General features: G+C 44.3%; 21 protein-coding genes and 1 tRNA gene. 15 read left to right on the top strand and 7 right to left on the bottom strand.

Annotated features, from left to right (window positions below):
• Positions 1-195 precede the first annotated feature (195 nt).
• Positions 196-1,869: a mechanosensitive ion channel gene (locus V7K30_RS09295; RefSeq protein WP_334998800.1), complete on the bottom strand. Its 1,674-nt coding sequence runs from the start codon at positions 1,867-1,869 to the stop codon at positions 196-198.
• A gap of 199 nt (positions 1,870-2,068) precedes the next feature.
• Here V7K30_RS09295 and V7K30_RS09290 point away from each other — a divergent pair, with 199 nt between their 5' ends.
• On the top strand, positions 2,069-2,518 hold the full coding sequence (locus tag V7K30_RS09290; protein ID WP_334998799.1) for an SRPBCC family protein: 450 nt from the start codon (positions 2,069-2,071) through the stop codon (positions 2,516-2,518).
• Positions 2,519-2,577: 59 nt separating this feature from the next.
• Here the strand turns inward: V7K30_RS09290 and V7K30_RS09285 are convergent, their stop codons facing one another.
• Complete coding sequence (locus tag V7K30_RS09285) at positions 2,578-3,402, bottom strand: SirB1 family protein (RefSeq protein WP_334998798.1); 825 nt, start codon at positions 3,400-3,402, stop codon at positions 2,578-2,580.
• A gap of 484 nt (positions 3,403-3,886) precedes the next feature.
• On the opposite strand from V7K30_RS09285, the gene V7K30_RS09280 reads away from it, so the two are divergent.
• From V7K30_RS09280 to V7K30_RS09260, 5 genes are all read left to right on the top strand, one after another.
• Complete coding sequence (locus tag V7K30_RS09280; RefSeq protein ID WP_334998797.1) at positions 3,887-4,564, top strand: PEP-CTERM sorting domain-containing protein; 678 nt, start codon at positions 3,887-3,889, stop codon at positions 4,562-4,564.
• 389 nt (positions 4,565-4,953) lie between these two features.
• On the top strand, positions 4,954-6,402 hold the full coding sequence (gene atpD, locus V7K30_RS09275) for a F0F1 ATP synthase subunit beta (RefSeq protein ID WP_334998796.1): 1,449 nt from the start codon (positions 4,954-4,956) through the stop codon (positions 6,400-6,402).
• A gap of 88 nt (positions 6,403-6,490) precedes the next feature.
• Entirely contained in the window at positions 6,491-6,904 is a 414-nt protein-coding gene (atpC, locus tag V7K30_RS09270) for an ATP synthase F1 subunit epsilon (protein WP_334998795.1), read from the top strand.
• A gap of 154 nt (positions 6,905-7,058) precedes the next feature.
• Positions 7,059-9,170, top strand: coding sequence for an SPFH domain-containing protein (locus V7K30_RS09265; RefSeq protein ID WP_334998794.1), 2,112 nt, complete (start codon positions 7,059-7,061; stop codon positions 9,168-9,170).
• 308 nt (positions 9,171-9,478) lie between these two features.
• A complete protein-coding gene (locus V7K30_RS09260) occupies positions 9,479-11,242 on the top strand; it encodes a serine/threonine-protein kinase (protein WP_334998883.1) in 1,764 nt (587 codons plus the stop codon).
• A 10-nt stretch (positions 11,243-11,252) separates the two neighbouring features.
• Here V7K30_RS09260 and V7K30_RS09255 read toward each other — a convergent pair whose 3' ends face one another.
• The gene (locus tag V7K30_RS09255) at positions 11,253-11,552 is read right to left on the bottom strand and encodes a 30S ribosomal protein PSRP-3 (RefSeq protein WP_012410744.1); all 300 of its coding nucleotides are present in this window, start codon (positions 11,550-11,552) and stop codon (positions 11,253-11,255) included.
• A 292-nt stretch (positions 11,553-11,844) separates the two neighbouring features.
• Between V7K30_RS09255 and V7K30_RS09250 the strand changes: the two genes are divergently transcribed.
• From V7K30_RS09250 to V7K30_RS09230, 5 genes are all read left to right on the top strand, one after another.
• Positions 11,845-12,381 carry a DUF29 domain-containing protein gene (locus tag V7K30_RS09250; RefSeq protein ID WP_334998793.1) on the top strand — a complete coding sequence of 179 codons (537 nt, stop codon included), beginning with the start codon at positions 11,845-11,847 and terminating at the stop codon, positions 12,379-12,381.
• Positions 12,344-12,814: a DUF29 domain-containing protein gene (locus V7K30_RS09245; protein ID WP_334998792.1), complete on the top strand. Its 471-nt coding sequence runs from the start codon at positions 12,344-12,346 to the stop codon at positions 12,812-12,814. The genes V7K30_RS09250 and V7K30_RS09245 overlap by 38 nt, the downstream gene beginning before the upstream one ends.
• A 44-nt stretch (positions 12,815-12,858) precedes the next feature.
• Positions 12,859-13,662: a TIGR01548 family HAD-type hydrolase gene (locus V7K30_RS09240; RefSeq protein ID WP_334998791.1), complete on the top strand. Its 804-nt coding sequence runs from the start codon at positions 12,859-12,861 to the stop codon at positions 13,660-13,662.
• An 86-nt stretch (positions 13,663-13,748) separates the two neighbouring features.
• A complete protein-coding gene (locus V7K30_RS09235) occupies positions 13,749-15,143 on the top strand; it encodes a cytochrome P450 (RefSeq protein WP_334998790.1) in 1,395 nt (464 codons plus the stop codon).
• A 37-nt stretch (positions 15,144-15,180) separates the two neighbouring features.
• Positions 15,181-15,954 carry a phytanoyl-CoA dioxygenase family protein gene (locus V7K30_RS09230; protein WP_334998789.1) on the top strand — a complete coding sequence of 258 codons (774 nt, stop codon included), beginning with the start codon at positions 15,181-15,183 and terminating at the stop codon, positions 15,952-15,954.
• Positions 15,955-16,022: 68 nt separating this feature from the next.
• Here the strand turns inward: V7K30_RS09230 and V7K30_RS09225 are convergent, their stop codons facing one another.
• The 3 genes from V7K30_RS09225 to ruvB all read right to left on the bottom strand — a co-directional run bounded on the left by V7K30_RS09225 (position 16,023) and on the right by ruvB (position 19,432).
• Entirely contained in the window at positions 16,023-17,294 is a 1,272-nt protein-coding gene (locus V7K30_RS09225; protein ID WP_334998788.1) for a glycosyltransferase, read from the bottom strand.
• Positions 17,295-17,382: 88 nt separating this feature from the next.
• Entirely contained in the window at positions 17,383-18,186 is an 804-nt protein-coding gene (locus V7K30_RS09220; protein WP_334998787.1) for a tetratricopeptide repeat protein, read from the bottom strand.
• 145 nt (positions 18,187-18,331) lie between these two features.
• Positions 18,332-19,432: a Holliday junction branch migration DNA helicase RuvB gene (gene ruvB / locus V7K30_RS09215; RefSeq protein WP_334998786.1), complete on the bottom strand. Its 1,101-nt coding sequence runs from the start codon at positions 19,430-19,432 to the stop codon at positions 18,332-18,334.
• Between the two features lie 178 nt (positions 19,433-19,610).
• Between ruvB and hisF the strand changes: the two genes are divergently transcribed.
• The 3 genes from hisF to V7K30_RS09200 all read left to right on the top strand — a co-directional run bounded on the left by hisF (position 19,611) and on the right by V7K30_RS09200 (position 20,844).
• A complete protein-coding gene (gene hisF, locus V7K30_RS09210; RefSeq protein WP_334998785.1) occupies positions 19,611-20,384 on the top strand; it encodes an imidazole glycerol phosphate synthase subunit HisF in 774 nt (257 codons plus the stop codon).
• 98 nt (positions 20,385-20,482) lie between these two features.
• Positions 20,483-20,677: a hypothetical protein gene (locus V7K30_RS09205; RefSeq protein ID WP_100901219.1), complete on the top strand. Its 195-nt coding sequence runs from the start codon at positions 20,483-20,485 to the stop codon at positions 20,675-20,677.
• Between the two features lie 94 nt (positions 20,678-20,771).
• Positions 20,772-20,844: transfer RNA gene (locus V7K30_RS09200), tRNA-Ala, on the top strand.
• Between the two features lie 25 nt (positions 20,845-20,869).
• Here the strand turns inward: V7K30_RS09200 and V7K30_RS09195 are convergent.
• Entirely contained in the window at positions 20,870-21,136 is a 267-nt protein-coding gene (locus V7K30_RS09195; RefSeq protein ID WP_334998784.1) for a hypothetical protein, read from the bottom strand.
• Positions 21,137-21,688: 552 nt separating this feature from the next.
• Between V7K30_RS09195 and V7K30_RS09190 the strand changes: the two genes are divergently transcribed.
• On the top strand, positions 21,689-22,435 hold the full coding sequence (locus tag V7K30_RS09190) for a GDSL-type esterase/lipase family protein (protein WP_334998783.1): 747 nt from the start codon (positions 21,689-21,691) through the stop codon (positions 22,433-22,435).
• Positions 22,436-22,692: the final 257 nt, after the last annotated feature.

Here is a 22,692-nt window from a genome sequence, read left to right as displayed (position 1 = left end):
ACGATTAAATTGAGCTTCAGAACTCGGAACTTGAGCTTCAGAACTCGAAATGTCAAGTTCTACACTCAAACTCCGAGCTTCTGAGCTTCTAACTTTCAATCTTTTAGGTAAAATTGCCGATAGATTTTCTCCACTATTGATGCTTGCGGCTGCACTTTCTCAGATTTACAGACGAAATTGCGCCTTCATCAACTTTTAGTTTCTACCTTTGAAAGAGTTTAGCCATTCTTGAACTTGCTCGCGGGCAATATCGCGCCCCCCAAGACCAAAAGCTAGGGCAATAGCAACTGCGATCGCACCTAGTAAAAGTCCAAAGGCTAAATTCACAATATCACTGGCAACTCCAATCTGTTGCAGTGCCATTGCAGAGACTAAGGCAATGATGGCAATCCGCGCCACCTGACCCAAAATCTGGGCTTGGCGTTCGCCGGAACTGGTAATGATGTTAAAAGCCAGATTTGCCAGGAATAAGCCAATTGCAAATATTACCAATCCTGCCAAAATTCGCCCGAATATGATCACAATCCCAGACACTAATGCTGTCAGGGCTGGAATATTCAAGATATTTACCGCCGCCACCGTTGCAAACAGCATGATCCCTACTAAGGCAACAATGCCGACAATTTCCGATGGCGTGCGGGTTGGAATCGGGGGGGTTGTTGATTCTGTTGAAATTACGATTCGTCTGCTGGGTGATGTCAGACCCAAAATAGTGAAAATGTTATTAAAGCCTAAATTAGTGAGGATACTTGTAACCAAATCCGCGATAAACCGCCCGACGAGATAGGCAACAATCAAAATTGCTACAGCTGTAAAGATGGCAGGTAGGGCGTTGAGAACCAGTTGCAGCATGGCGATCGCCGGCACTGATATCGCATCAATTCGCAAGGCATTCAGCGCTGCGATCGCTACAGGAATCAAAATCAGAACATAGACAATTGTGCCGATAATACTCGATAGAGGTTGCACCCCCGCAGCCGAAGATAATCCTAAGCGACTACCTAAATGGTCGATCCCAGTTGTCGCCAGCAAGTTCGTCACAATTCGGCGCACCACATTAGCAATGAACCAGCCAACTACAGCAATTAATATCGCTGCTAAAATATTCGGCAGAATTAGCAGAACTTCTGTAATGAGAGCTTGTACTGGTTGTAGAGCCTGCCTTAGTTCGAGAGTATCTAAAACTGGGGCGAGAAACAGTAAAAATATAAACCAATACAGAGCGTTGCCAATCGTCTCACTCAGAGACAGCTGATTCAGGCTGGGTGCCCTGTCTTCTGGTTCTGGATTCAAACGCTCATCCAGGTTAAATGCCTGTAATGAACGCACAGTGATAATCTTCACAATGGTCGCCAAAAACCAGGCAGTTACCAAAAGGATTCCCGCACCAACCAACTTTGGCAAAAAGCCAATAAGTTGATTCAGAAAATTATTCAGGGGTCGAGACGCTACCTCCAGATCCAATGTCTGTAAAACAGCTACTGCCGTCAACAGAATAATGCTCCAAAAGACTAAGCGGGAGATTAATTTCTCCACTTGGGGAACATCTTGACGACCCGTTATCCCTGCGGCTATGCGGTTATCTATGTTTGTGCGATTGAGGATTCCTCGCGTCAGCGCCGCTGCGCCCAACGCAATTAGCCAACCTACTACCAAAATTGCCACTGCCCCCAGCAGACGGGGTATAAACAGAATCAACTGTTGAACAACACCTTGTACATCAGCGATTCCTTGATTCACTGCTGGTTGTATCGGTTGCAGGCTGGGCGATTGTGCCAAAAATTGCTGCACCCTCGTGGAGAAACCAACTCCGTAGGCGTAGCCCGTCGTAGACATCACCTGGGTTATTGCTTGCCAAGTTGTGTTCATGGTTTTCGGGAATTATGCTTAAGTATTCGCCGCAAACACTGAGTCAGTGTTTTGCCTATCAATTTACCAGTAAAAACATACATCTATCGCATTGATATCAAGAGTAATTTTTGACTTTGTTACTCATATTTGATTTAATCTACTGTCAGTGCTGAATTTTGCGTTACTCTAATTGCAGCAACAGCATCAAAGATGTGGAATGTCGCAAGTTTTGTCACAATCGATTCAAATTAATGCTACAGCTACGGTGGTAGAGCGCTGTATTAGCGATTTAGCTCTGATGCACCGTTGGCTCAACCCCCTTCTGCGTTGCGAACCTGTGGGCGAGGCTTGGAGTACCGATGTCGGCAGTCAAAGTCGTTTTATCATTCAAATTCCTCTACTAAAACCCACGTTGAACAGCGTAGTTGTAGAACGACAACCGGGTTTAGTAGTCTGGGAATTTCAGGGATTTTTTCAAGGGCGCGATCGCTGGGAATGTCAGCCAACAGAAAAAGGAACGCTTCTACTGAACCGTTTTGAGTACGATATCCCCAACCCCTTAGTGAGTTGGGGTTTCAACACCTTTGCTGCGTCTTGGACAAAAGAAGATATGCAAGCCCAACTCCGCCGCCTCAAACGAGTTGCAGAAGAAGTGGAAATTAGTTAGGAGTTAGGAGTTTGGAGTTAGGAGTTAGGAGTTTGGAGTTTGGAGTTAGTCCCCAATCCCTACCGTTCTTTACCCAATTCGGCAAGTAGCCGCCGAATCACTGATGCATCCTCGGCATCAGGAACCTTTACTAAATAATTTTGTAAGTCGTCTATGGCTTGGGGGTAGTAACCGAGTTGATAGTAAATCAGACCGCGATCGCGCAATTCTAAAGTTAAACCAGGAAACAGCAACAAAATTCGTTCAACTGCTGCCAGCGTTTTTTCTAACTCTTGTTGTTTGACGTAAATAAATTTTAAATTTGTCAGCATCCGTGCCAAAAATTGCCGATGACTGACTACGGCTAAAAATTCTGGTTGTAGCGTCACAGGTTGCTGATAAAGTTGAGACAGGCGTTCTTCGCAATCTTGAGCAAATATTATTTCACCACCATTGAAAGCATCGACGAAAATCTCTATATCTGGAATATCCGGGCGGATTAGGAAATGTCCTGGCATTCCTACACCCACCATCGGAAAATCAATCCGTCGAGCAACCTCCAGGTAAACCAGCGCCAAGCTAATAGGAATCCCCAGGCGTCGCTCAATTACATCATTGAAAAAGCTGTTACGCGGGTCGTAATAGTCAATTTTATTACCAGAAAACTTTAAATCATCGTAGAGATACTGATTAATACTTTGAACTATCCGCAGAGGATATCGTGAATCAGGCAGGCGTTCTTGAAGCTCCCATGCCATTGTATCGAGAGCATTGAGATATTCCTCTGGGTCTAGATTGGGATATTCTTCTTGTGCAATATACAAAGCTGCCTTTGCTAAATCAATGCCCTCGTCAGACTGCTGAATCTCCTGATAAAAATATTGTCGCGCTGAGGAGAAACTCATAAGCTATTCTCGGTGGAAGTGTGAGGATGAAGCGGAAGTGGGTCAACCTTTATTTTAAGGAAATTCACGCCTAAATTATTCACCAAGATTGAAGTTTATAACTGCCGTGTTCGCTGCAAGACACGGCAATTTTTTATTTTGATGATCATTTGCGGACACCACACCGCAATTTTGTAGTGGAAGGAACGCCGCTCCAAGTCTGGTTGGAGTAGTTCCCAAACTTACGCAGCTTTTAATTTTTCGCTTGAATTAAACCGTATGGGTACAGGAGCTAGTATAAAGCTGATATAAAAAAACATCCTAACTTTAACATTGTATTTGCTAAAAATACTTATGTAAGCCCGACGTTAAATCAGTTTTTACTCCTATTTAATTAAATTCATAGTTTAAAGTTTACGTATTTATACGCATAGTTTATCGTAAGCAAATAAATTAACTACTAAGCTATTTAATAAGTACAGAGCAAGGAAATAGAGTGATTTGTATGACGACATCAACCGTTTTAAAACATTTAAGCAAAATCAGCATAGCGATCGCAGCTTTTACTGTAATTGGAATTGCAACATCGGCTTCTGCTAGGGCTGCATCCATAGTTCTTCTAGAAGACAATTTTGACAGCGAAAATAGCGGCTCTGGGAATTTCAACTATAATAATTTTGCCAATTGGAATGTTACAGACGGAACAGTTGACCTGATTGGTAATGGGTTTTCTGACTTTTCCCCAAGCAACGGACTATACGTAGATACAGATGGCACATCATCTCTGGCTGGCAAACTTGAATCTAAAACAACATTCGCGTTTAATGTAGGTGATATCCTCAATCTAACTTTCCAGCTGGCTGGCGACCAAAGAAATAACGGTTCCAACTCTGTGGTCGTATCGTTAGGTAGCCTGTTGAACGAAACAATTACGCTGCCATCGACCCAGAACTTTACAACCTTTACTCGCAACATCACAGTCACCTCAGCTACAACCGCCAAATTGGCTTTCGATGGGCTTGGTGGAGATAATATTGGACTACTGCTGGATGACGTGAAATTGACTAAGACCACCTCTGTTCCTGAACCTACTTCCATAATCGGTGTCCTAGCCTTCGGTGCTTTCAGCGCTACTTCCCTTTGCAAGCGCAAACAGCTACAAAAAGCTGCCGTGAAAGCCTAAATTTTTTCTCACTTCATTTTTGATACCTGCTGTGCCTGACATTAACAGGCAGAGCAGTTTTTTATTTTGACTAAGAATTTTAAATTTTAGATTTTTTTGGTTCATGACCCGTATCCTCATGGTCTTTTTTAATCCAAAAGACACTCTCTACGACAAGCCTCTCTAAGAGTTGGCTTTACGCGACCTATCGGCAATTCCATTATCCAAAATTGCTTGACTGACTTGAACAGTTTTACAAGCAATACTACCTTGGCTTCTCAGACAACAGTCTTAAGGATCAATTTAAGGCGAAGGTGGGGGCGTTCAGTGCTAATCTGAAAGGTGACATTGCTTAATTTTATGTCTTCTACGACCTTATCTGAAATATAGCTTCACTCATTAGGCGCAGCATGGTCACAACCGCAGAAAAAACAAACATTGGTTACATTACCCAAATCATTGGCCCAGTTGTAGACGTTAAATTTCCCGGCGGGAAATTGCCACAAATCTACAACGCTTTGAAAATCATTGGCACCAACGAAGCTGGACAGGAAATCAACATCACCGTTGAAGTACAGCAACTGCTGGGCGACAACCAGGTGCGGACTGTTGCAATGAGTTCCACCGAAGGCTTAGTGCGCGGTTTTGAAGTCACCGATACAGGCGCTTCCATCAGGGTACCAGTTGGGAAAGCCACTTTGGGTCGGATTTTCAACGTCCTTGGCGAACCTGTGGACAACAGGGGCCCTGTAAATGCTGAGACAACTTTACCCATCCACCGCTCTGCTCCCAAATTCACCGACCTCGAAACCAAACCTTCGGTGTTTGAGACTGGGATTAAAGTTGTTGACCTTCTGACTCCCTATCGACGCGGCGGTAAGATTGGTCTATTCGGCGGTGCTGGTGTTGGTAAGACCGTGATCATGATGGAGTTGATCAACAACATCGCTACCCAGCACGGTGGAGTATCCGTTTTTGCTGGCGTGGGTGAGCGTACCCGTGAAGGCAATGACCTTTACAACGAAATGATTGAATCTGGGGTAATCAATAACGAGAGCCTCAATGATTCCAAGATTGCTCTTGTGTATGGTCAGATGAACGAGCCACCTGGAGCCAGAATGCGGGTTGGTCTTTCGGGATTGACAATGGCAGAATACTTCCGCGACGTGAGTAAGCAGGATGTGCTGTTGTTTATTGACAACATCTTCCGGTTCGTACAAGCGGGTTCGGAAGTTTCGGCGCTACTAGGTCGGATGCCATCTGCGGTAGGATATCAGCCCACATTGGGAACCGACGTAGGTGAACTGCAAGAGCGGATTACCTCGACTACAGAGGGTTCCATTACCTCCATTCAAGCAGTATACGTACCTGCGGATGACCTCACCGACCCCGCACCTGCTACCACCTTCGCCCACTTGGACGGTACAACAGTGCTGTCTCGCGGTTTGGCATCGAAGGGAATTTATCCCGCAGTTGACCCGCTTAATTCGACTTCTACCATGCTACAGCCCAACATTGTTGGTGATGAACACTACAATACGGCTCGGGCGGTGCAATCAACTCTGCAACGTTATAAAGAACTCCAAGACATTATCGCCATTCTTGGTCTAGATGAATTATCTGAAGATGACCGTCTGATCGTAGCGCGGGCCAGGAAAGTTGAGCGTTTCTTGTCCCAGCCGTTCTTTGTGGCAGAAGTATTCACCGGTTCTCCTGGTAAGTATGTGAAGTTGGAAGATACCATCAAAGGGTTCCAGAAGATTCTGTCTGGTGAGTTGGATGCTCTGCCAGAACAGGCTTTCTACTTGGTTGGCGATATTAACGAAGCGATCGCTAAAGCTGAAAAAATCAAAGGTTAGTCATTAGTCAAGAGTCATTAGTCATTAGTTCAAGTGCTAATGACTAGTGGCCAAGGACAAAGGACGAAGGACAAAGGACAAAAGACAAATGACATTAACCGTTCGTGTAATTTCCCCAGATAAAACAGTCTGGGACGCCCCAGCTGAAGAAGTAGTTTTACCTAGCACTACTGGTCAACTAGGTATCCTAACTGGACACGCACCACTTTTGACCGCTCTGGATACTGGTGTGATGCGAGTCCGCGCCGCTAAAAATCAGAATTGGCAAGCGATCGCTCTTTTGGGTGGCTTTGCCGAAGTTGAAGAAAATGAAGTGACAATTCTGGTTAACGGCGCTGAACGTGGCGACAAAATTAACCTTGAAGAAGCTCGTGCTGCTTACAACCAAGCAGAAGCGCGTTTAAGTCAAGTCTCAGCAGACGATCGCCAAGCCCAAATCCAGGTAAATCAAGCCTTCAAACGGGCCCGCGCTCGGTTTCAAGCTGCTGGCGGTTTGGTCTAATTTAACTTTCTATTTCAACTTTGTAGGTTGGGCAATGTCCAACCTACAAGATATTTATTAATTTTAAAAAAAAATTACGTCAAGTTTAAGAAATCGAGGCAAGCCTTGTTGAAGTGTTAACTTAGCTAATTAGTTGCCCAAATGGGCACAAATTATGAAAAGCTTTTCATTTTCCCTTGGTACACGTAAACAAAATAAAGTAGCTCGTTTTGCAGCATGTGTCGTAGCAACATTGGCGATCGCTGGTAGTGTCAACTCTGCCAATGCTACTTCTGTAAAAATAACTACTGCAAAAGAAATTGCCTCAACTGTCCAGCTAAATCAGACCAAACCAAATATTGCCCAGTTACAAATTAGCCGGACTCAATATCAAGCTGCTGGAATTGATCCTTTTGTACTAATCCCCATCGTACTTGTAGGCGGTTTAGTTATATTCGTCCCCCTATTCTTTGGCGGACTTGTAGTAATTGGCGAACGTGAAGTCGGCATTGTGGTGAGGAAATTTACCCTTTCCGGGCATGGACTCCCCGCCGGAAGTTTGATTGCCCTCAAGGGGGAGGCTGGCTTACAGGCAGATACTTTAGCTCCTGGTTGGCACTGGGGCTATTGGCCTTGGCAATATTCTGTAAAGAAAGAGTCGGTAATTGTCGTTCCCCAAGGGGAAATCGCTTTGATTGTGGCAGCAGATGGAGCATCCAACCCACCAGAGCGGATTTTGGGTAAAATTGTGACTTGTGACAACTTCCAAGATGCTCGAAAATTCCTTACCCAAGGTGGGGAAAAAGGGCGGCAAATGGGTTTTCTCACGGCTGGTACGTACCGGATGAATACTGCCCTGTTTAAAGTCATCATGGCAGCAAATGCCAGCGCTCATGGCATGACTCCAGAACAGTTGCGGGTGTACAGTCTGGCAGCTGACAAAGTTGGCATCGTCACCACCTTAGATGGTGTACCAATTTCTGCTGGTGAGCTCGCAGGCCCAATAATTGACGAACACAATAACTTCCAAAATGGTCAGAAATTTATTGATGGTGGTGGGCGGCGAGGCTTACAAGAGCAAACCTTGCTTTCTGGTTCTTGGAACTTGAATCCTTGGTTTGTTCAAGTTGAGCAAGTGCCGATGACGGAAATTCCCATTGGGTATGTGGGTGTGGTGATTTCTTTCGTGGGTAAGGCCCATCAAGATGTCAGTGGTGCAGCTTTCACCCACGGTAACTTGGTCAATCAGGGACATAAGGGTGTGTGGATCGAACCGCTATATCCTGGTAAGCACCCGATTAATTCCCGAATTATGAAGATGGAACTGGTGCCAACGACCAACATTGTTTTAAACTGGTCAGGTCGGACTGAACGCCACAGCTATGATGCTCAACTAGCTTCCTTGACAGTGCGATCGCGTGATGGGTTTGCCTTTGATTTGGAAGTAGCACAAATTATCCATGTGGGTGCTTTAGATGCCCCGAAGGTAATTTCTCGCGTCGGTGCAATGCAAAATCTGGTAGACCATGTATTAGAACCGACTATCGGTAATTATTTCCGCAACTCAGCCCAAAACTGTACTGTACTAGACTTTCTGACTGCTCGGAGTGAGCGACAAACTGAGGCTGCTGAGTATATTAAAACAGCATTGCGGGCTTATGACGTGCAAGCGATCGACACCCTCATTGGTGATATTCAGCCACCAGCATCACTAATGCAGACACAGACAGACCGGAAAATTGCCGAAGAAGAACGCAAGACTTATGAAGTGCAGCAGATGGCGCAAACCCAACGGCAGCAGCTTGTCAGGGAAACGGCACTGGCTAATATCCAGCAAGAAATGGTGAAATCGGAGCAGAGTGTACATATTGCTGACTTGAAAGCCCAAGCCCAAATCAAAGAGGCGAACGGTGAAGCTGAGGGAACAAAACTCCGGGCAATTGCTGAGGCTGAAGGCATTCGGGCCACAGGTAACGCCAAAGCGGAGACATACCAAGCTGGTGTGGAAGCTTTGGGTTCCCAAGGTTATACAGCAATGCAGCTAATGCAGATTATCGGCGATCGCAATGTCCGCTTGATTCCAGATGTCTTAGTTAGCGGTAACGGCAGCAATAACGGCTTAGTGGATGGGCTACTATCCCTGATTTTATGGAATCAAACTGGTAAAGGTGAATTGACACCAAGACCTTTGCATCCACAACCAATAGTTACCAAAGTCCAACCAACCTCAGAAAACGGTCTTCCACCTATAGTTGTGAATTTTCCTGTAGATAATAAGTCAACTTAACGTTAAAAGGGCGGTTAGAAACCGCGTCTACACAGGTAAAACCCACCTCCGTGGGTTTCAAATCCTCAATTTTTCCTTAGTCGGCAGAGGCGCAATACGGTTCGGATAAGATCCCCTTAACAAGGGGGTAAAGATCAGAAAAAGCCCCCCTTTTTAAGGGGGATTGGGGGATCTTCGAGAGACAAACATGTTAACCGAACCATATTGCGCGGAGGCGGACTAAGTTTGTGTAGCCGCGAATTCTATTCGCCTTGGCTGGCTGTAATTCTGACGGAGAAATTTTGCTGTTACAAGAACGTTATCGTTTAATGAAGCAGATTGGTAAAGGGGGATTCTGCAAAACCTTTCTCGCTGTAGATGAGGGTCAGTTTCCTCCAGTTCCTTGCGTCGTTCAAGAATTAGCGCTGGAATCCGAAACATTTAATATTTTTCAGCAAAAGGCGCAAAAGCTAGAAGAATTAGGAAAGCATCCGCAAATTCCCGCTTTGTTGGCTTATTTTCAGCAGAACGGGCATTTTTATTTAGTGCAGGAGTTTATTGCAGGCACTAATTTAGCTCAGGTGGTTGAAGAAGAAGGTGCTTTTAATGAAACTCAGATTTGGCAACTTTTAAAAGATTTATTACCTGTTTTTCAGTTTATTAGCGATCGCAACGTCATCCACCGCGATATTAAACCCCACAATATCATCCGTAGATCCCCAATTACCAAGAAGGGGGATTTCGTCATAGTCGATTTTAGCACTGCGAAAATCGTCACAGAAATTGATCGGCTAACATCTGAAACCAGTATTGGCAGTCCAGAATACGCTGCACCAGAACAAGCGAGAGGAAAAGCGGTTTTTGCTAGTGACTTATATAGCTTGGGTGTAACTTGCATTTACTTACTTACTCAGATTCCTCCCTTTGATTTATTTGATATTGCTAACGATTGTTGGGTTTGGCGAGATTATCTTACTACTAAAGTAAGCGATGTCTGGCGACAAGACGCTTTGCGTCTACGCTTGGCACAAATCCTCGACAAGCTACTGCAAAATGCTGTTAACTGTCGCTTTCAATCAGCTGATGAAGTTATGCAAGCAATGGGTATGGAATCTAAAATCCAAAATCTCAAAATCCAAAATCCTCCTTGGCAGTGCTTACATACTCTAACTGGACATTCTGGGACATTAAGTAGTGTGAATGCCCTTGCCATCAGTCCTGACGGTTACACTTTAGCCAGTGGTAGTGATGATAGAATCGTCAAATTGTGGGATTTAAATACCAAAAAAGTCCTAGCTAGCTTATCAGGACATTCCCAAGCTGTAAAATCAGTCGCCTTCAGTCCTGATGGTCAAATTCTGGCAACTGCTAGCGATGATAAAACTATCAAATTGTGGCAGGTTGAGACATTAGAGGAAATCTGCACCCTATTGGGACACTCACATATTGTAAAATCAGTTGCTTTCAGTCCAGATGGGCAGATTCTCGCTAGTGGTAGCTGGGATAAGACAATCAAACTCTGGGATGTAAATACTGGCACTGAAATTTGCACCATAACTGGACACCAATTACAAGTAAATTCAGTAGCATTTAGTCCCCAAGGACAGCTTTTAGCCAGCGCTAGTTATGACAGAACAATTCGCCTGTGGCAGATACCTGCATTAGAAAGTTTCCAGAGAGAATTTAAAAACCGCCCATGCTATAGCTTGTTAAGCACCCTTTCGGGTCATGCATGGGCGGTTTTGACAGTCGCTTTTAGTCCCGATGGGAAAATTTTGGCGACGGGTAGTGATGATAACACTATTAAATTGTGGGAGGTAAACACTGGTCAGCTAATTTGCACACTTGTAGGCCATTCTTGGTCTGTGGTGGCTGTGGCTTTTACTGCCGATGGCGAAACGCTCCTAAGTGCAAGTTGCGACAAAACAGTTAAACTTTGGAGGGTAAGCACAGCAGAAGAGATTGTTACTCTCTCTGGTCATGTAGACTCAGTATCTGCTGTTGCTGTGAGCAAAGTTACACAATTAATTGCAAGTGGTAGCAGGGACAAAACTATCAAACTGTGGCAGCTTGTAGAACAGCACGAGCGCTAATATTGTAATATCAGGCGCTACCTGTGAAGGCAACTTCTGGAAATTTCAACTGAGCTTCTGCCATTGGACGGTTTCTGCCTTCCTCTTGCCAGTAGTTAATCACTTCTGTCGCTTTATTAAGCAACTCGACACGATCCAGGTCAGTAATCCAATGTTTGGACTCTAATTCCTTTTTTAACTCTTCCCAGGCATCATTTCTGGGCCAAAAAAAGTACTTCGTCAAAGGACTGGTGCCTTTGCCGACAATTTGATCGACTGCTAGAGCAACGTTTTCGTCTAACCACAGAATTTTCAAAATAAACTTGGTCAATCACACCTCCGGGAATTTCCGGGCATTACTTAACTAGGATAGCGATCGCTTATTTTAACGCAATACTCTATCAAATGACCAAACATTCAGGAGTGGGGAGTGGGGAGTGGGGAGTGGGGAGTGGGGAGTTAGGAGTTAGGAGTTAGGAGTGGGGAGTTAGGAGTGGGGAGTTAGGAGTTTGGAGTTAGGAGTGGGGAGTTAGGAGTTTGGAGTGGGGAATCTTACCCAGCACTGTTTTGGTGATTGAGAATGGGCTAGCATAAGGTTTAGTCGGCGCTAACTACAGATGCTTATGACTGCCCAACTGCCCCAATCTCAAACAACATCTAGTTCAGATTTGTATGAGCAAGACTTTTACCTGTGGATTCAAACCACAGCAGAACTTCTCAAGCAAGGTCGGCTCACGGAACTGGATTTAGAGAATTTGATTGATGAAATTGAAACAATGGGTAGGAGTGAACAGAAAGCACTAAGAAGCAATTTGGAAATGGTGCTGATGCATCTATTGAAGTATAACTATCAAGCCGAGAAGCGCTCTGGTAGTTGGCGAGCAACAATTCGGGAGCATCGTAAACGCATCAGACAAGCTCTAGAAGAGAGTCCTAGCCTCAAACCCTATTTTTATGAGGTTTTTGGGCTGTGTTATGACGATGCGAGACTCTTGGCTGCCGATGAAACTGAATTGGATGTGGCTATCTTCCCGGAACAATCTCCCTTCACGCCAGAGCAAGCCCTCGACCCCGATTTTTTACCTGAGCCATATATCACATTTGAATTCGGAGCGAAGCGACGTGACTGCCCAACTGCCCCAATCTCAAACAACATCTAGTTCAGATTTGTATGAGCAAGATTTTTACCTGTGGATTCAAACCACGGCAGAACTGCTTAAGCAAGGTCGGCTCACAGAACTGGACTTAGATAATCTGATTGAAGAAATTGAAACGATGGGCAGAAGTGAAAAGCGGGCATTGGAGAGCAATCTGGAAGTGTTGCTGATGCATCTGCTCAAATACCAAATTCAAACTGAAAGGCGCTCAAAAAGTTGGCAGTACACAATTTTGGAACACCGTAGGCGAGTCCAAAAGGCACTTAAGGAAAGTCCAAGTTTAAAGCCTCACTTTGATCAGGTTTTCAACGAAAGCTATCAAACAGCTAGACGACTGGCTGTAATTGAAACTGGATTAGCGATTGCTACCTTCCCCGAACAATCTCCTTTCACACCTGAGCAAGCCCTCGACCCCGATTTTTTACCTGAGTCATGATCTCACGTTTTATGATGATGTAAAACTCTTTTGCTTGCTACTCTATGACTCAACAAACTTCTGCAAAAGCGATCGTTGTTTTCGATATTGATGGCGTTGTCCGCGATGTTAGCGGTTCCTATCGTCGGGCGATCGCAGATACGGTAGAATATTTTACTACCCAAGCATATCGACCAACCCCACTAGATATTGACCAACTCAAGTCTGAAGGCGTGTGGAATAATGATTGGGAAGCATCACAGGAATTAATTTACCGCTACTTTGAAACCCAAGGACAGAGCCGTGAGCAACTGCAATTAGATTACAGTGCGATCGTGGCTTTTTTTCAATCGCGTTACCGCGGCCCAGACCCAAATAATTTTACTGGGTATATCTGTAATGAACCTTTGTTGTTACAACCTAGCTATTTAGAACAACTTACCCAAGCTGGGATTGCTTGGGGATTTTTTAGCGGTGCAACTCGTGCTTCCGCTAACTATGTATTAGAAAGACGCCTGGGCTTACAATCTCCGGTGTTGATTGCGATGGAAGATGCACCAGGGAAACCAGACCCCACTGGACTTTTTGCCACAGTTCGCCAATTAGAAAATGGAATTGAGCAAAAATCAGCGATCGTGTACGTAGGAGATACAGTAGCAGATATGTATACCGTCAATAAAGCGCGGGGTTTAGATTCTGATCACGCTTGGCTTGGTGTAGGCGTTTTACCGCCCCATGTCCAGGAAACAGCAGCCCGTGGTAATGCTTATGCTGAGACACTAATAGCAGCAGGAGCATCAGTAGTTTTGCGTAATGTCCAGGAATTGACCCCAAGGCAGATTCAAGATTTGGTCAGTTCATCTGCCTGATCTTTGTTCTAAGATTAATCAAGCTATGCGTGCATGAATGACTGACTGATAACAATCTTGCTCGAATAATTGGGAGATTAATAAAAATGTCTGCACTAAAACAGCCTAACGGACCTCAAACTCACCCTTGGGTACAAACGTATCAGTGGCTTACTAATCCTTTAGAATACATGGAAGCCTGTGCTAAACGCTATGGTGATGTCTTCACTCTTCAGATTGGCCCAGTTTTTACTCCTCAAGTATTCTTTAGTAATCCCCAAGCAATTCAGCAGATTTTTACCACAGATCCAAAACAGCTAGACTCAGGTGAGTCAGCAGGGATTAAATCACCTTTATTAGGACGGCAATCACTACTAGCTCTAGAAGGTAAGCCTCACCAACGCCAACGAAAGTTGTTGACACCCCCTTTTCATGGAGAAAGAATGCTGGCTTATGGACAGTTAACCCGTGACATCACAGAGCAAGTTATTAGTAAATGGCAAGTTGGGGAATCTTTTTCAGTGTTGCCATCTATGCAAGCAATCTCCTTAGAGGTGATTTTAAAGGCTGTATTTGGTCTAGCAGATGGGCCACGTTATGAAAAACTCAAGGAAGTGCTGCTGAAAATCCTGAATCCAAAGCCACCTTTCGTTACAGCAATGATGCTTGTTTTCCCATCACTGCAAAAAGATTTAGGTTCTTGGAGTCCTTGGGGAATATTCCTGAATTTACGACAGCAAATTGACGAACTTATTTATGCTGAGATTAGCGATCGCAAAGAGCAACCTGACCCATCTCGGACTGATATCCTATCTTTGATGATGGCAGCTCGTGATGAAGAGGGGCAGTCGATGACTGATGTAGAGTTACGCGATGAGTTAATTACCCTCTTGGCGGCAGGTCACGAAACTACGGCGACTTCCTTAGCATGGGCTTTCTACTGGATTCACCATTTGCCACAGGTGCGTGAAAAACTACTGCAAGAACTAGATAGCCTGGGTGAAAACCCCGATCCAAATGCTATTTTGCGATTGCCCTATTTGAGTGCTGTTTGTTCGGAAACTCAGCGTCTTTATCCAGTGGTAATGTTGGCATTAAATCGCTTGGTAAAATCCCCCCTAGAAATCATGGGCTATCAGTTGAATCCTGGAACTCTGGTGATTCCTTGCATTTATCTAACCCATCATCGGGAAGATTTATATCCCCAGTCGAAGCAATTTAAACCAGAGCGTTTTCTGGAACGGCAGTTTACCCCTTCTGAGTATTTGCCCTTTGGTGGCGGGAACCGTCGCTGTATTGGGATGGCGTTTGCGCTGTTTGAGATGAAGGTGATTTTGGCAACAGTGCTGTCTCGCTGGCAAATGGAACTGGCTGATAGCAAACCAGTGCAGCCAGTGCGTAAGGGTTTCCTCCTTAGCCCAGGAGATGGTGTGCAGATGGTGGTGACAGGGAGACACCAGCAAAATCAGGCAGTTCGGGAGACTAGTTCTAGTTTATTGTGAAGAGTTTTTGAATGCGATCGCCAGGGAGGCATTTACCATGAAAAACGTTACAAGTCTAGTAGATGAAATTATTGCAGGAAAAGGTTATGTCCTGATTCCTGAAGTGTTAAATCCAACACAGGCACAAGAAGCGCGATCGCTTCTTCTCCAACTAGCCGAGAAAGAGAAACTGCAAGGAAAAGTTTTGCTTCACGAACAAAAAGAACGAGTGTATGGCTTAGTTTATAAGGGCGAAATTTTCGAGTTGATGGTGCAGCACCCAACGGTGATCGCAGTGATTGAAGCCATTTTGGGCGAAGATGTGACTCTCGGTGGTTTCTCGGCTCATATCATCAACCCTGGTGCAACAAATATGGGGGTACACGTAGACTATCCTTATTGGACTATGAAGCCACCATTTCCAGCTTATCCTGTGATGGAGATTCAAGTAATTTGGATGGTTGAGGATTTCACGCAGCAGAATGGTGCCCCTGTTTTTGCTCCAGGTAGTCAGAAGCTTTGCAGTCCGCCTGACTTAGTGCAATTTTCAAAAACGGGTCAAAAAGTAACTGGCAAGGCTGGTTCTGTGGTGATCTCCCACGGTCTTTGTTGGCATGATACCTCTGTTAATTCTACTGACCAGCCAAGAGTGTCAATCCTTGGTAACTATGCTCCTAAGTATGTTCGTCCGCTAGAAAACCCGTTGCATGATATGCAGCAAGAAGTTTTAGATCGTGCCAGTCCAAAGCTTAAACAGCTACTTGGGTACGAATTTAAATCAGCCCTTTACAAGGATGCCAAAAGAATCCGTTCTGGAAATTGGAACGACTAGTCAAAAGGGAAATGATTAACTTTTCATCAAAATGCTGAAAATCTCTTAAAAGTTCTTTTAGATATTTCCTAAGAGATAACAGGCTTCCCTGTAGACACAGCCTGTTCCACAATATCAATGGCTCGACTCACACCCCCTGCTTTTTTAATCGCCTCTTGTAACCTAATTGCATTTTTTTTATAAGAATCTTCCGTCAGCACCTTTTGGATAGCAGATCGCAATTTAGGAACATTCACACGACTTAGTGGTATGGCCTCACCAGCGCCTGTCCAAGCTACACGCGCTGCTATTCCTGGTTGATCATTAGCAACGGGAATAGCAACCATTGGCACACCATTATTTAAGGACTCCAAAGTGGTATTCATGCCTGCATGGGTAATGGTGAGAGTCGCTTTTTGCAGCAATTTAAGTTGGGGCGCATAACCAACAACAAGAGGATTTCCCGGCAAACTTCCCAAAGACTCTGGACTTGTAGAACCACCTAACGAAATAACTAGCTGGGCATCCAAATCATTACACGCTTCGGCAATAGATTTGAAAACTCCCAATAGGCGATTTTGCACAGTTCCCATTGAAGCGTAAATCAATGGTTGTCCGGTCAATTTTTCATCAGGAAAATCAGGAATTTCCCGACCAGTTGGACTATGATAAGGGCCTGTAAAATGAAACCACTGGGGCAAATACTGCCTGGGAAATTCCAATTGGGCAGGCTGTTGACTAATTTGAGCTAGTGGGGAATAATCTTCATTCGCACTGAAGTGTGGGGGTAACTTCCACTCTCGGCGATAGTCAGCTATTACCTCTCTAATTGGTTTGGCGATGCGATCCAACAACCCATAACCTACTCTGTTACGCAGTTGTGCCCACCAAGCTCGGTTATAGCTCCAGCTTGTGATAATTGGGGGAACACTCTCTTCTCGATTAAGTATTACAGCACTGCAAACGGTAATAAAGGGAAGTCCTAAAAATTCTGCAACAGTTCCGCCCTCTGGCGTAACTTGGTCTACTAAAAGGGCCTCCACACCTGCTTCTTTAATTGCTGGTGGTGCATCCCTGAGCATAGTATCTGCTCCATCTTTAAGGAGATTGATGGTATATTGCAATGCAGTAAGTCCACTCAATTTCCCTAACTTAGCCAAAGATTCTGCTGTAACCCCACGGGGAAACTGAGATTCGCTAATCGCCCTAAATTCTAGTCCTGCGGCTAGTGTCTGCGGTTGAGCATCGGAAAAGCCGAACAGGGTAACTTGATGACCGCGATTTTGCAGTTCTTTTCCCAAGGGAAGCATAGTGTTGAGATGACCAGTTGATGCTGGACAAATCAGTCCAAAATGAGTCATATTTCTTGCTTCTGCTTATTTACAATGATGTATACCAGAAAACAGGTAGATAGGCAAAGAAAAGGAATTTTTGCTGAGTTAGAAGTGCCTATTGGAGTTTCAAAAATTTATCTAAAGCCACTACCATACTGGGCGGCCAACGGCGGATATTTGTTACCCAGTTAATGTCCTTATAACGGCTATCTAGTCCATAAGCTGCTACCCAGTTACTTTCAGCTTCACCTTGTTCTCCATTTACCCAATATGCAGCTGTGAGGGCGGCACGCACATCAGCAAACCTGGGATATTTACGGACGATATTTCGCATCTCACGGATTGCTTGCTCTTTTTGACCAGTTTCATACAGAGCAAGGGCATAATTGGCACGGGCGAAGGCAAAATTTGGGGCTATCTCATTAGATTTTTTGTAGTCAGCGATCGCATCATCCCATTTCCCCAAACCTGTTTTCGCATTACCGCGATTATTATACGCCATCGCATCATTAGGATCGAGTTCTAAGACATGATTATAATCTGCGATCGCATCATCCCATTTTCCTAACCCTTCCAACGCCGCACCCCGATTCAAATATGGATCGGTGACATTCGGTGCTAGTTCTATGGCTTTGTTATAATCTGCCAGCGCCTCTGGCAATTTATTCTGACTCACCCGCGAATTTCCCCGGTTACTCCACGCCCCAGCATTAGTAGGAAATTGCTCAATAATCTTTGTCCAGTAAGTTTCAGCCGTGGCAAAATCACCTTGATTCGTTGCTGTAAACGCTTGATTTGCCCACTCATCACCTTGTTTTAACTGTTCTTGAGTAATGGGCGGTTGAGATTGTGCCATGACTGGCGTACTCCAGCCAAACACAAATAACAGACTGAGAAAAATACCAATCAACTTAATCATCTAGGTTTACCTGTGTCTATCTTGAAAATGGCGAGTGGGGAGTGGGGGAGGAAGAATTTTAGATTTTAGATTTTGGATTTTAGATTGAAATTTAATCCAAAATTTAAAATCCAAAATCCAAAATTGAATTGCCCAATGCCCATAATTACAATAATGACAACTGTTCATTAGGCGGCGTGAATCCCAAATGCTTGTATGCTGCCTTTGTCGCCATTCTTCCGCGATGAGTTCTAGTTAAATACCCAATCTGCATCAGGTAAGGTTCATACACCTCTTCAATTGTTTGAGTATCTTCACCCGTCGCTGCTGCCATTGTTTCCAACCCCACTGGCCCGCCGTTAAATTGTTCAATTATGACACTCAGCATTTGGCGGTCTGTCCAATCTAAACCGCAGGGATCTACTTGGAATAGTTGCAATGCTTCCGATGCAACTATTTCGTTAATTTCACCAGACAACTTTACTTCCGCATAATCACGGACTCGTTTAAGTAACCTATTAGCAATCCGTGGCGTTCCGCGTGAACGACGGGCAATTTCTGTGGCACCATCTTCTGTAACGGGGGTTTTGAGTAATTGAGCGGTTCGCAGTACAATTTTAGTCAGTTCGTCAACTTCGTAAAATCGGAGTTTTTGAATCAAACCGAAGCGATCGCGCAGTGGTGAAGTTAAAGCACCCACACGCGTTGTAGCTCCCACTAGGGTAAACTTTGACAGCGGCAAACTTCTGATCCGAGCGCTCGAACCCTTACCAATAGTAATATCTAAGCGATAATCTTCCATCGCCGGATAAAGAATTTCCTCCGTCATCCGCGAGAGGCGATGAATCTCATCCACAAATAAAATATCCCCTGGTTTCATGTTCACCAGTAGCCCGACAATATCCCGTGGACGTTCTAGGGCTGGCGCACTGGTAATTTTGTAATTTACCCCCATTTCCGATGCTAAAATCATTGCCATTGTAGTTTTGCCTAATCCCGGCGGCCCATACAGCAGCAGGTGATCTAGCACTTCACCACGAGACTTGGCTGCTTTGATGGCAATATCTAGCACATCCTTTAAATCTTTTTGCCCAATGTAATCGGCAAATCGGTGCGGTCGAATACCTTCTTCCTGCTGATCTTGTTCATCAATAGCAGCTTCAGGCTGCAAAATATTGTCTGTGGATGGTGCTTTTGCCGACTCCCGATGCTGCTTTGGTTCTCCGTTGGGTTCGGGAGGCTGTTTTTTCGAGGAGATTATCGCCATAATTCAGCTATCTACTTTTAAGGGACTAGGGAGTGGGGAGTGGGGAGATGAGGGGACAAGGAGAATAACCAATGCCTAATGCCCCATTCCCTATTCCCGTGAAAATTTTCGTTTGAGAATACCCGCGCCAATTTAAAATTTAAATTCCGGTCAATTACCCAGAAGTACAAAAGTTATTATGTTATCTAAAAGAATCTTACCGTGCTTAGATGTGAAGGCGGGACGGGTTGTAAAAGGAGTTAACTTTGTCAATCTCCAAGATGCAGGCGATCCGGTAGAACTGGCCAAGGTTTACAACGAAGCCGGTGCTGATGAGTTAGTATTTCTGGATATTACAGCTACTCATGAAGACCGAGCTACTATTTTAGATGTGGTCTACCGCACCGCTGAACAGGTCTTTATTCCATTGACTGTGGGTGGTGGCATTCAATCCTTAGAAAATGTTAAAGCTTTGTTACGAGCAGGCGCAGATAAGGTTAGTATTAATTCTGCGGCGGTGCGTGATCCAGACTTGATCAATCGGGCAAGCGATCGCTTTGGTAATCAGTGCATAGTTGTTGCTATTGATGCCAGACGCAGAAATAACCCGGAGAATCCAGGTTGGGATGTGTATGTGCGGGGTGGCAGGGAAAATACAGGCTTAGATGCCCTATTGTGGGCACAAGAAGTTGAAAAACGGGGGGCCGGAGAACTCCTAGTCACAAGTATGGATGCTGATGGAACCCAAGCCGGGTATGACATTGAGATTACACGGGCAATTGCCGATGCTGTAGAAATTCCAGTCATTGCTTCTGGTGGTGCAGGTAGTTGTGAACATATATACACAGCCCTAACTGAAGGCAAAGCTGAAGCAGCATTACTCGCATCTCTGTTACATTACGGACAATTAAGTGTAGCAGAAATCAAAAATTATTTGCGCGATCGCAACGTGCCAGTAAGAACATTCTGCTGAATAGCTATTTAGCATTTAATGACATCTATCTTAGGTTAGACACACTTCCTTAAAAGGGTGTTAATATTATTTTACAAGTATTAACAAATATTAAAAATATGTTGCTTCCTATTTTACTTTTTGATGTAGCCTTGGTGGCATGGTCGTTGCACTTAATGGAAAGAGCTTACGAGAGTAAAGAATTTTCTCTAATGTTGGCTGGTACATTGGTTGCTCTGGCTGCTGCTGCCATGTTAGTAGTTTACTTTTTGATGGGGCACTGTATGACCTATTTGTTGCAAGTGTCGTTGTGAGTGCTGAGTGCTAGAGGAGATATTTAAAATTTAGTTTCCAGAAAAAGCTTGACAAAGCACTAATAATGAAGCCATTATGTATAATGGATTTTAAGGGGTTATAGCGCAGTTGGTAGCGCACCTCAATGGCATTGAGGGGGTCAGCGGTTCGAATCCGCTTAGCTCCATTCTTCACACCTTACCCCCTCTGCATTAATAGAGAGGGTTAGGAAAATTTTCAGAGGGTTTTATTTGCTGTCTACCTAGCCAGTCTCGAAAGTTTGAATGATAGAGACTGTAATGGGTTTCTGGAGCTATTCCTTGTTGCTGTAAGAACTCTAGCCAATTTTCTAGCACTTCCTCAACTTCATACTCATCAGTATCAATGATTTGTGCGATTGCTTCCAGGGAGGGAGGCGTAATTAAGGGAGTATTGATAAATGGGTTGCGTGCAGATATTTCTGAGAAATTTGTCAGCACGATTTTTACCCTCAAGTTCGGCATTGTTAGGACTTACGCATTGACAGAAAAGACCAAAAGCAAACCAAAGAGGAATTATTAGAGATTATAGAAAAATCAGATGGGTAAATTTAGAGAAGATAGGGCGATAAGGGACTTCCAAATTAAAAAAATATCCCATTGTGTTTAGGGCAGGGGAGCAGGGAGCAGGGAGTAGGGGGGAAGAAAGGTCGTGTTGAATTCAAAAATTTGGATAATTTATTTTTTGGAATTCCCTTATCCCTAAAATAACCTGAAACATGGTGCGTAGGCGTAGCCCGTCGTAGACATCGCATAGCCGTTTTCAGTACCAAACCCCAAACTTGAGCTTTTAAACCGCAAGTTTCACCCTCAGAGGCTCAACATTCACCCTCAGAGGCTCAACCTTCGACCTCAAAGGCTCAAATGCAGCAATAATTAATCTTGCAACCATATCAACAAGTAGAAACCCCATATATGCTTGCACACTAAAGATAGCCATCTATGGTATAGAAATGTATAGAATCTTGTAAAAATATAAAATATAGTTGTTAAATGCACACATTTCTAGCTTCTTCCTCAATGCAGGTGTCTATACCACCAAATCACTTTCAGCCAATGAAGATTGTCGCACTGGGGGACAGCTTAATTTATGGATTCGGCGACCCAGAAAAAGGAGGCTGGATTGAGCAACTACGGCGATGGTGGATGTTGCCGGATAGTGCCGGTCATATTCTTTATAATTTAGGGGTAAGAGGCGATCGCACGCAACAAGTAGCACAAAGGCTAGAAGTTGAATTTCGCCACCGGGGTGAACTGCGGAATCGTGTTCCCGACTTAATTATTTTATCAGTAGGCGTGAATGATTCAGCCCGGTTAGCGCGTCCCGATGGCCGAAGTTACACAGATTTTACCGTGTTTGAAAAGGAAATTGCAACTCTTTTAGATTTAGCACAGCAACTATGTCCTGTATTATTTGTGGGCATGGTGCCAGTGGATGAAGCCAAGATGCCATTTTTAGATTGCTTTTACTATAATCATGCCGACCAGTTCCGCTACAAAGAAGCAACTCGAATTGCTTGCACGAAACGGCAGATTCCCTATTTAGATATTTTTGAGCAATGGATGGAACGCGGTGAAAGTTGGCGGCTCAAACGCTTGAGTGAAGATGGTCTTCATCCCAATACACTAGGTTATCAGGCTTTGTTAGAAGATGTGATCAATTGGGATGCAATACATTCAGCGGGCTTTACCAATGCAGCTTACCATTCTCAATTTGATTATCACCTTAAACCATCCTAATAATATAGATGTGTTGGTGCTTTGGGGTTAGCCTATATTCTCGTATTTGCCGTCCTCGCAAAAGCACCACAATATTGCTGAATTTTCAATGAAAGTAGGTGTAACATCCATTTCACAATCCATCTATAAAAACTCTAATTTCTCTCTTCTTCATTACTCAGCACTCCTAACTCCTAACTCCTAACTCCTAACTCCTAACTCCTAACTCCTAACTCCTAACTCCTAACTCCTAACTCCTAACTCCTAACTCCTAACTC

The sequence above is a fragment of the Nostoc sp. genome (assembly GCF_036917655.1).
Taxonomy (GTDB): domain Bacteria; phylum Cyanobacteriota; class Cyanobacteriia; order Cyanobacteriales; family Nostocaceae; genus Nostoc.
The sequence above is the reverse complement of the archived record's forward strand: the minus strand, read 5'-3'. Positions and strand labels throughout refer to the sequence as shown.

Bases quoted from the DNA above. Each gene is read 5' to 3' on its own strand.
- V7K30_RS09240 (WP_334998791.1), top strand. From the start codon at position 12,859: ATGACTCAACAAACTTCTGCAAAAGCGATCGTTGTTTTCGATATTGAT.
- V7K30_RS09290 (WP_334998799.1), top strand. From the start codon at position 2,069: ATGTCGCAAGTTTTGTCACAATCGATTCAAATTAATGCTACAGCTACG.
- V7K30_RS09230 (WP_334998789.1), top strand. From the start codon at position 15,181: ATGAAAAACGTTACAAGTCTAGTAGATGAAATTATTGCAGGAAAAGGT.
- V7K30_RS09265 (WP_334998794.1), top strand. From the start codon at position 7,059: ATGAAAAGCTTTTCATTTTCCCTTGGTACACGTAAACAAAATAAAGTA.
- V7K30_RS09235 (WP_334998790.1), top strand. From the start codon at position 13,749: ATGTCTGCACTAAAACAGCCTAACGGACCTCAAACTCACCCTTGGGTA.
- hisF (WP_334998785.1), top strand. From the start codon at position 19,611: ATGTTATCTAAAAGAATCTTACCGTGCTTAGATGTGAAGGCGGGACGG.
- ruvB (WP_334998786.1), bottom strand. From the start codon at position 19,432: ATGGCGATAATCTCCTCGAAAAAACAGCCTCCCGAACCCAACGGAGAA.
- V7K30_RS09285 (WP_334998798.1), bottom strand. From the start codon at position 3,402: ATGAGTTTCTCCTCAGCGCGACAATATTTTTATCAGGAGATTCAGCAG.
- V7K30_RS09260 (WP_334998883.1), top strand. From the start codon at position 9,479: ATGAAGCAGATTGGTAAAGGGGGATTCTGCAAAACCTTTCTCGCTGTA.
- V7K30_RS09280 (WP_334998797.1), top strand. From the start codon at position 3,887: ATGACGACATCAACCGTTTTAAAACATTTAAGCAAAATCAGCATAGCG.
- V7K30_RS09250 (WP_334998793.1), top strand. From the start codon at position 11,845: ATGACTGCCCAACTGCCCCAATCTCAAACAACATCTAGTTCAGATTTG.
- V7K30_RS09225 (WP_334998788.1), bottom strand. From the start codon at position 17,294: ATGACTCATTTTGGACTGATTTGTCCAGCATCAACTGGTCATCTCAAC.
- atpC (WP_334998795.1), top strand. From the start codon at position 6,491: ATGACATTAACCGTTCGTGTAATTTCCCCAGATAAAACAGTCTGGGAC.
- V7K30_RS09190 (WP_334998783.1), top strand. From the start codon at position 21,689: ATGCACACATTTCTAGCTTCTTCCTCAATGCAGGTGTCTATACCACCA.
- V7K30_RS09295 (WP_334998800.1), bottom strand. From the start codon at position 1,869: ATGAACACAACTTGGCAAGCAATAACCCAGGTGATGTCTACGACGGGC.
- V7K30_RS09205 (WP_100901219.1), top strand. From the start codon at position 20,483: ATGTTGCTTCCTATTTTACTTTTTGATGTAGCCTTGGTGGCATGGTCG.
- V7K30_RS09220 (WP_334998787.1), bottom strand. From the start codon at position 18,186: ATGATTAAGTTGATTGGTATTTTTCTCAGTCTGTTATTTGTGTTTGGC.
- atpD (WP_334998796.1), top strand. From the start codon at position 4,954: ATGGTCACAACCGCAGAAAAAACAAACATTGGTTACATTACCCAAATC.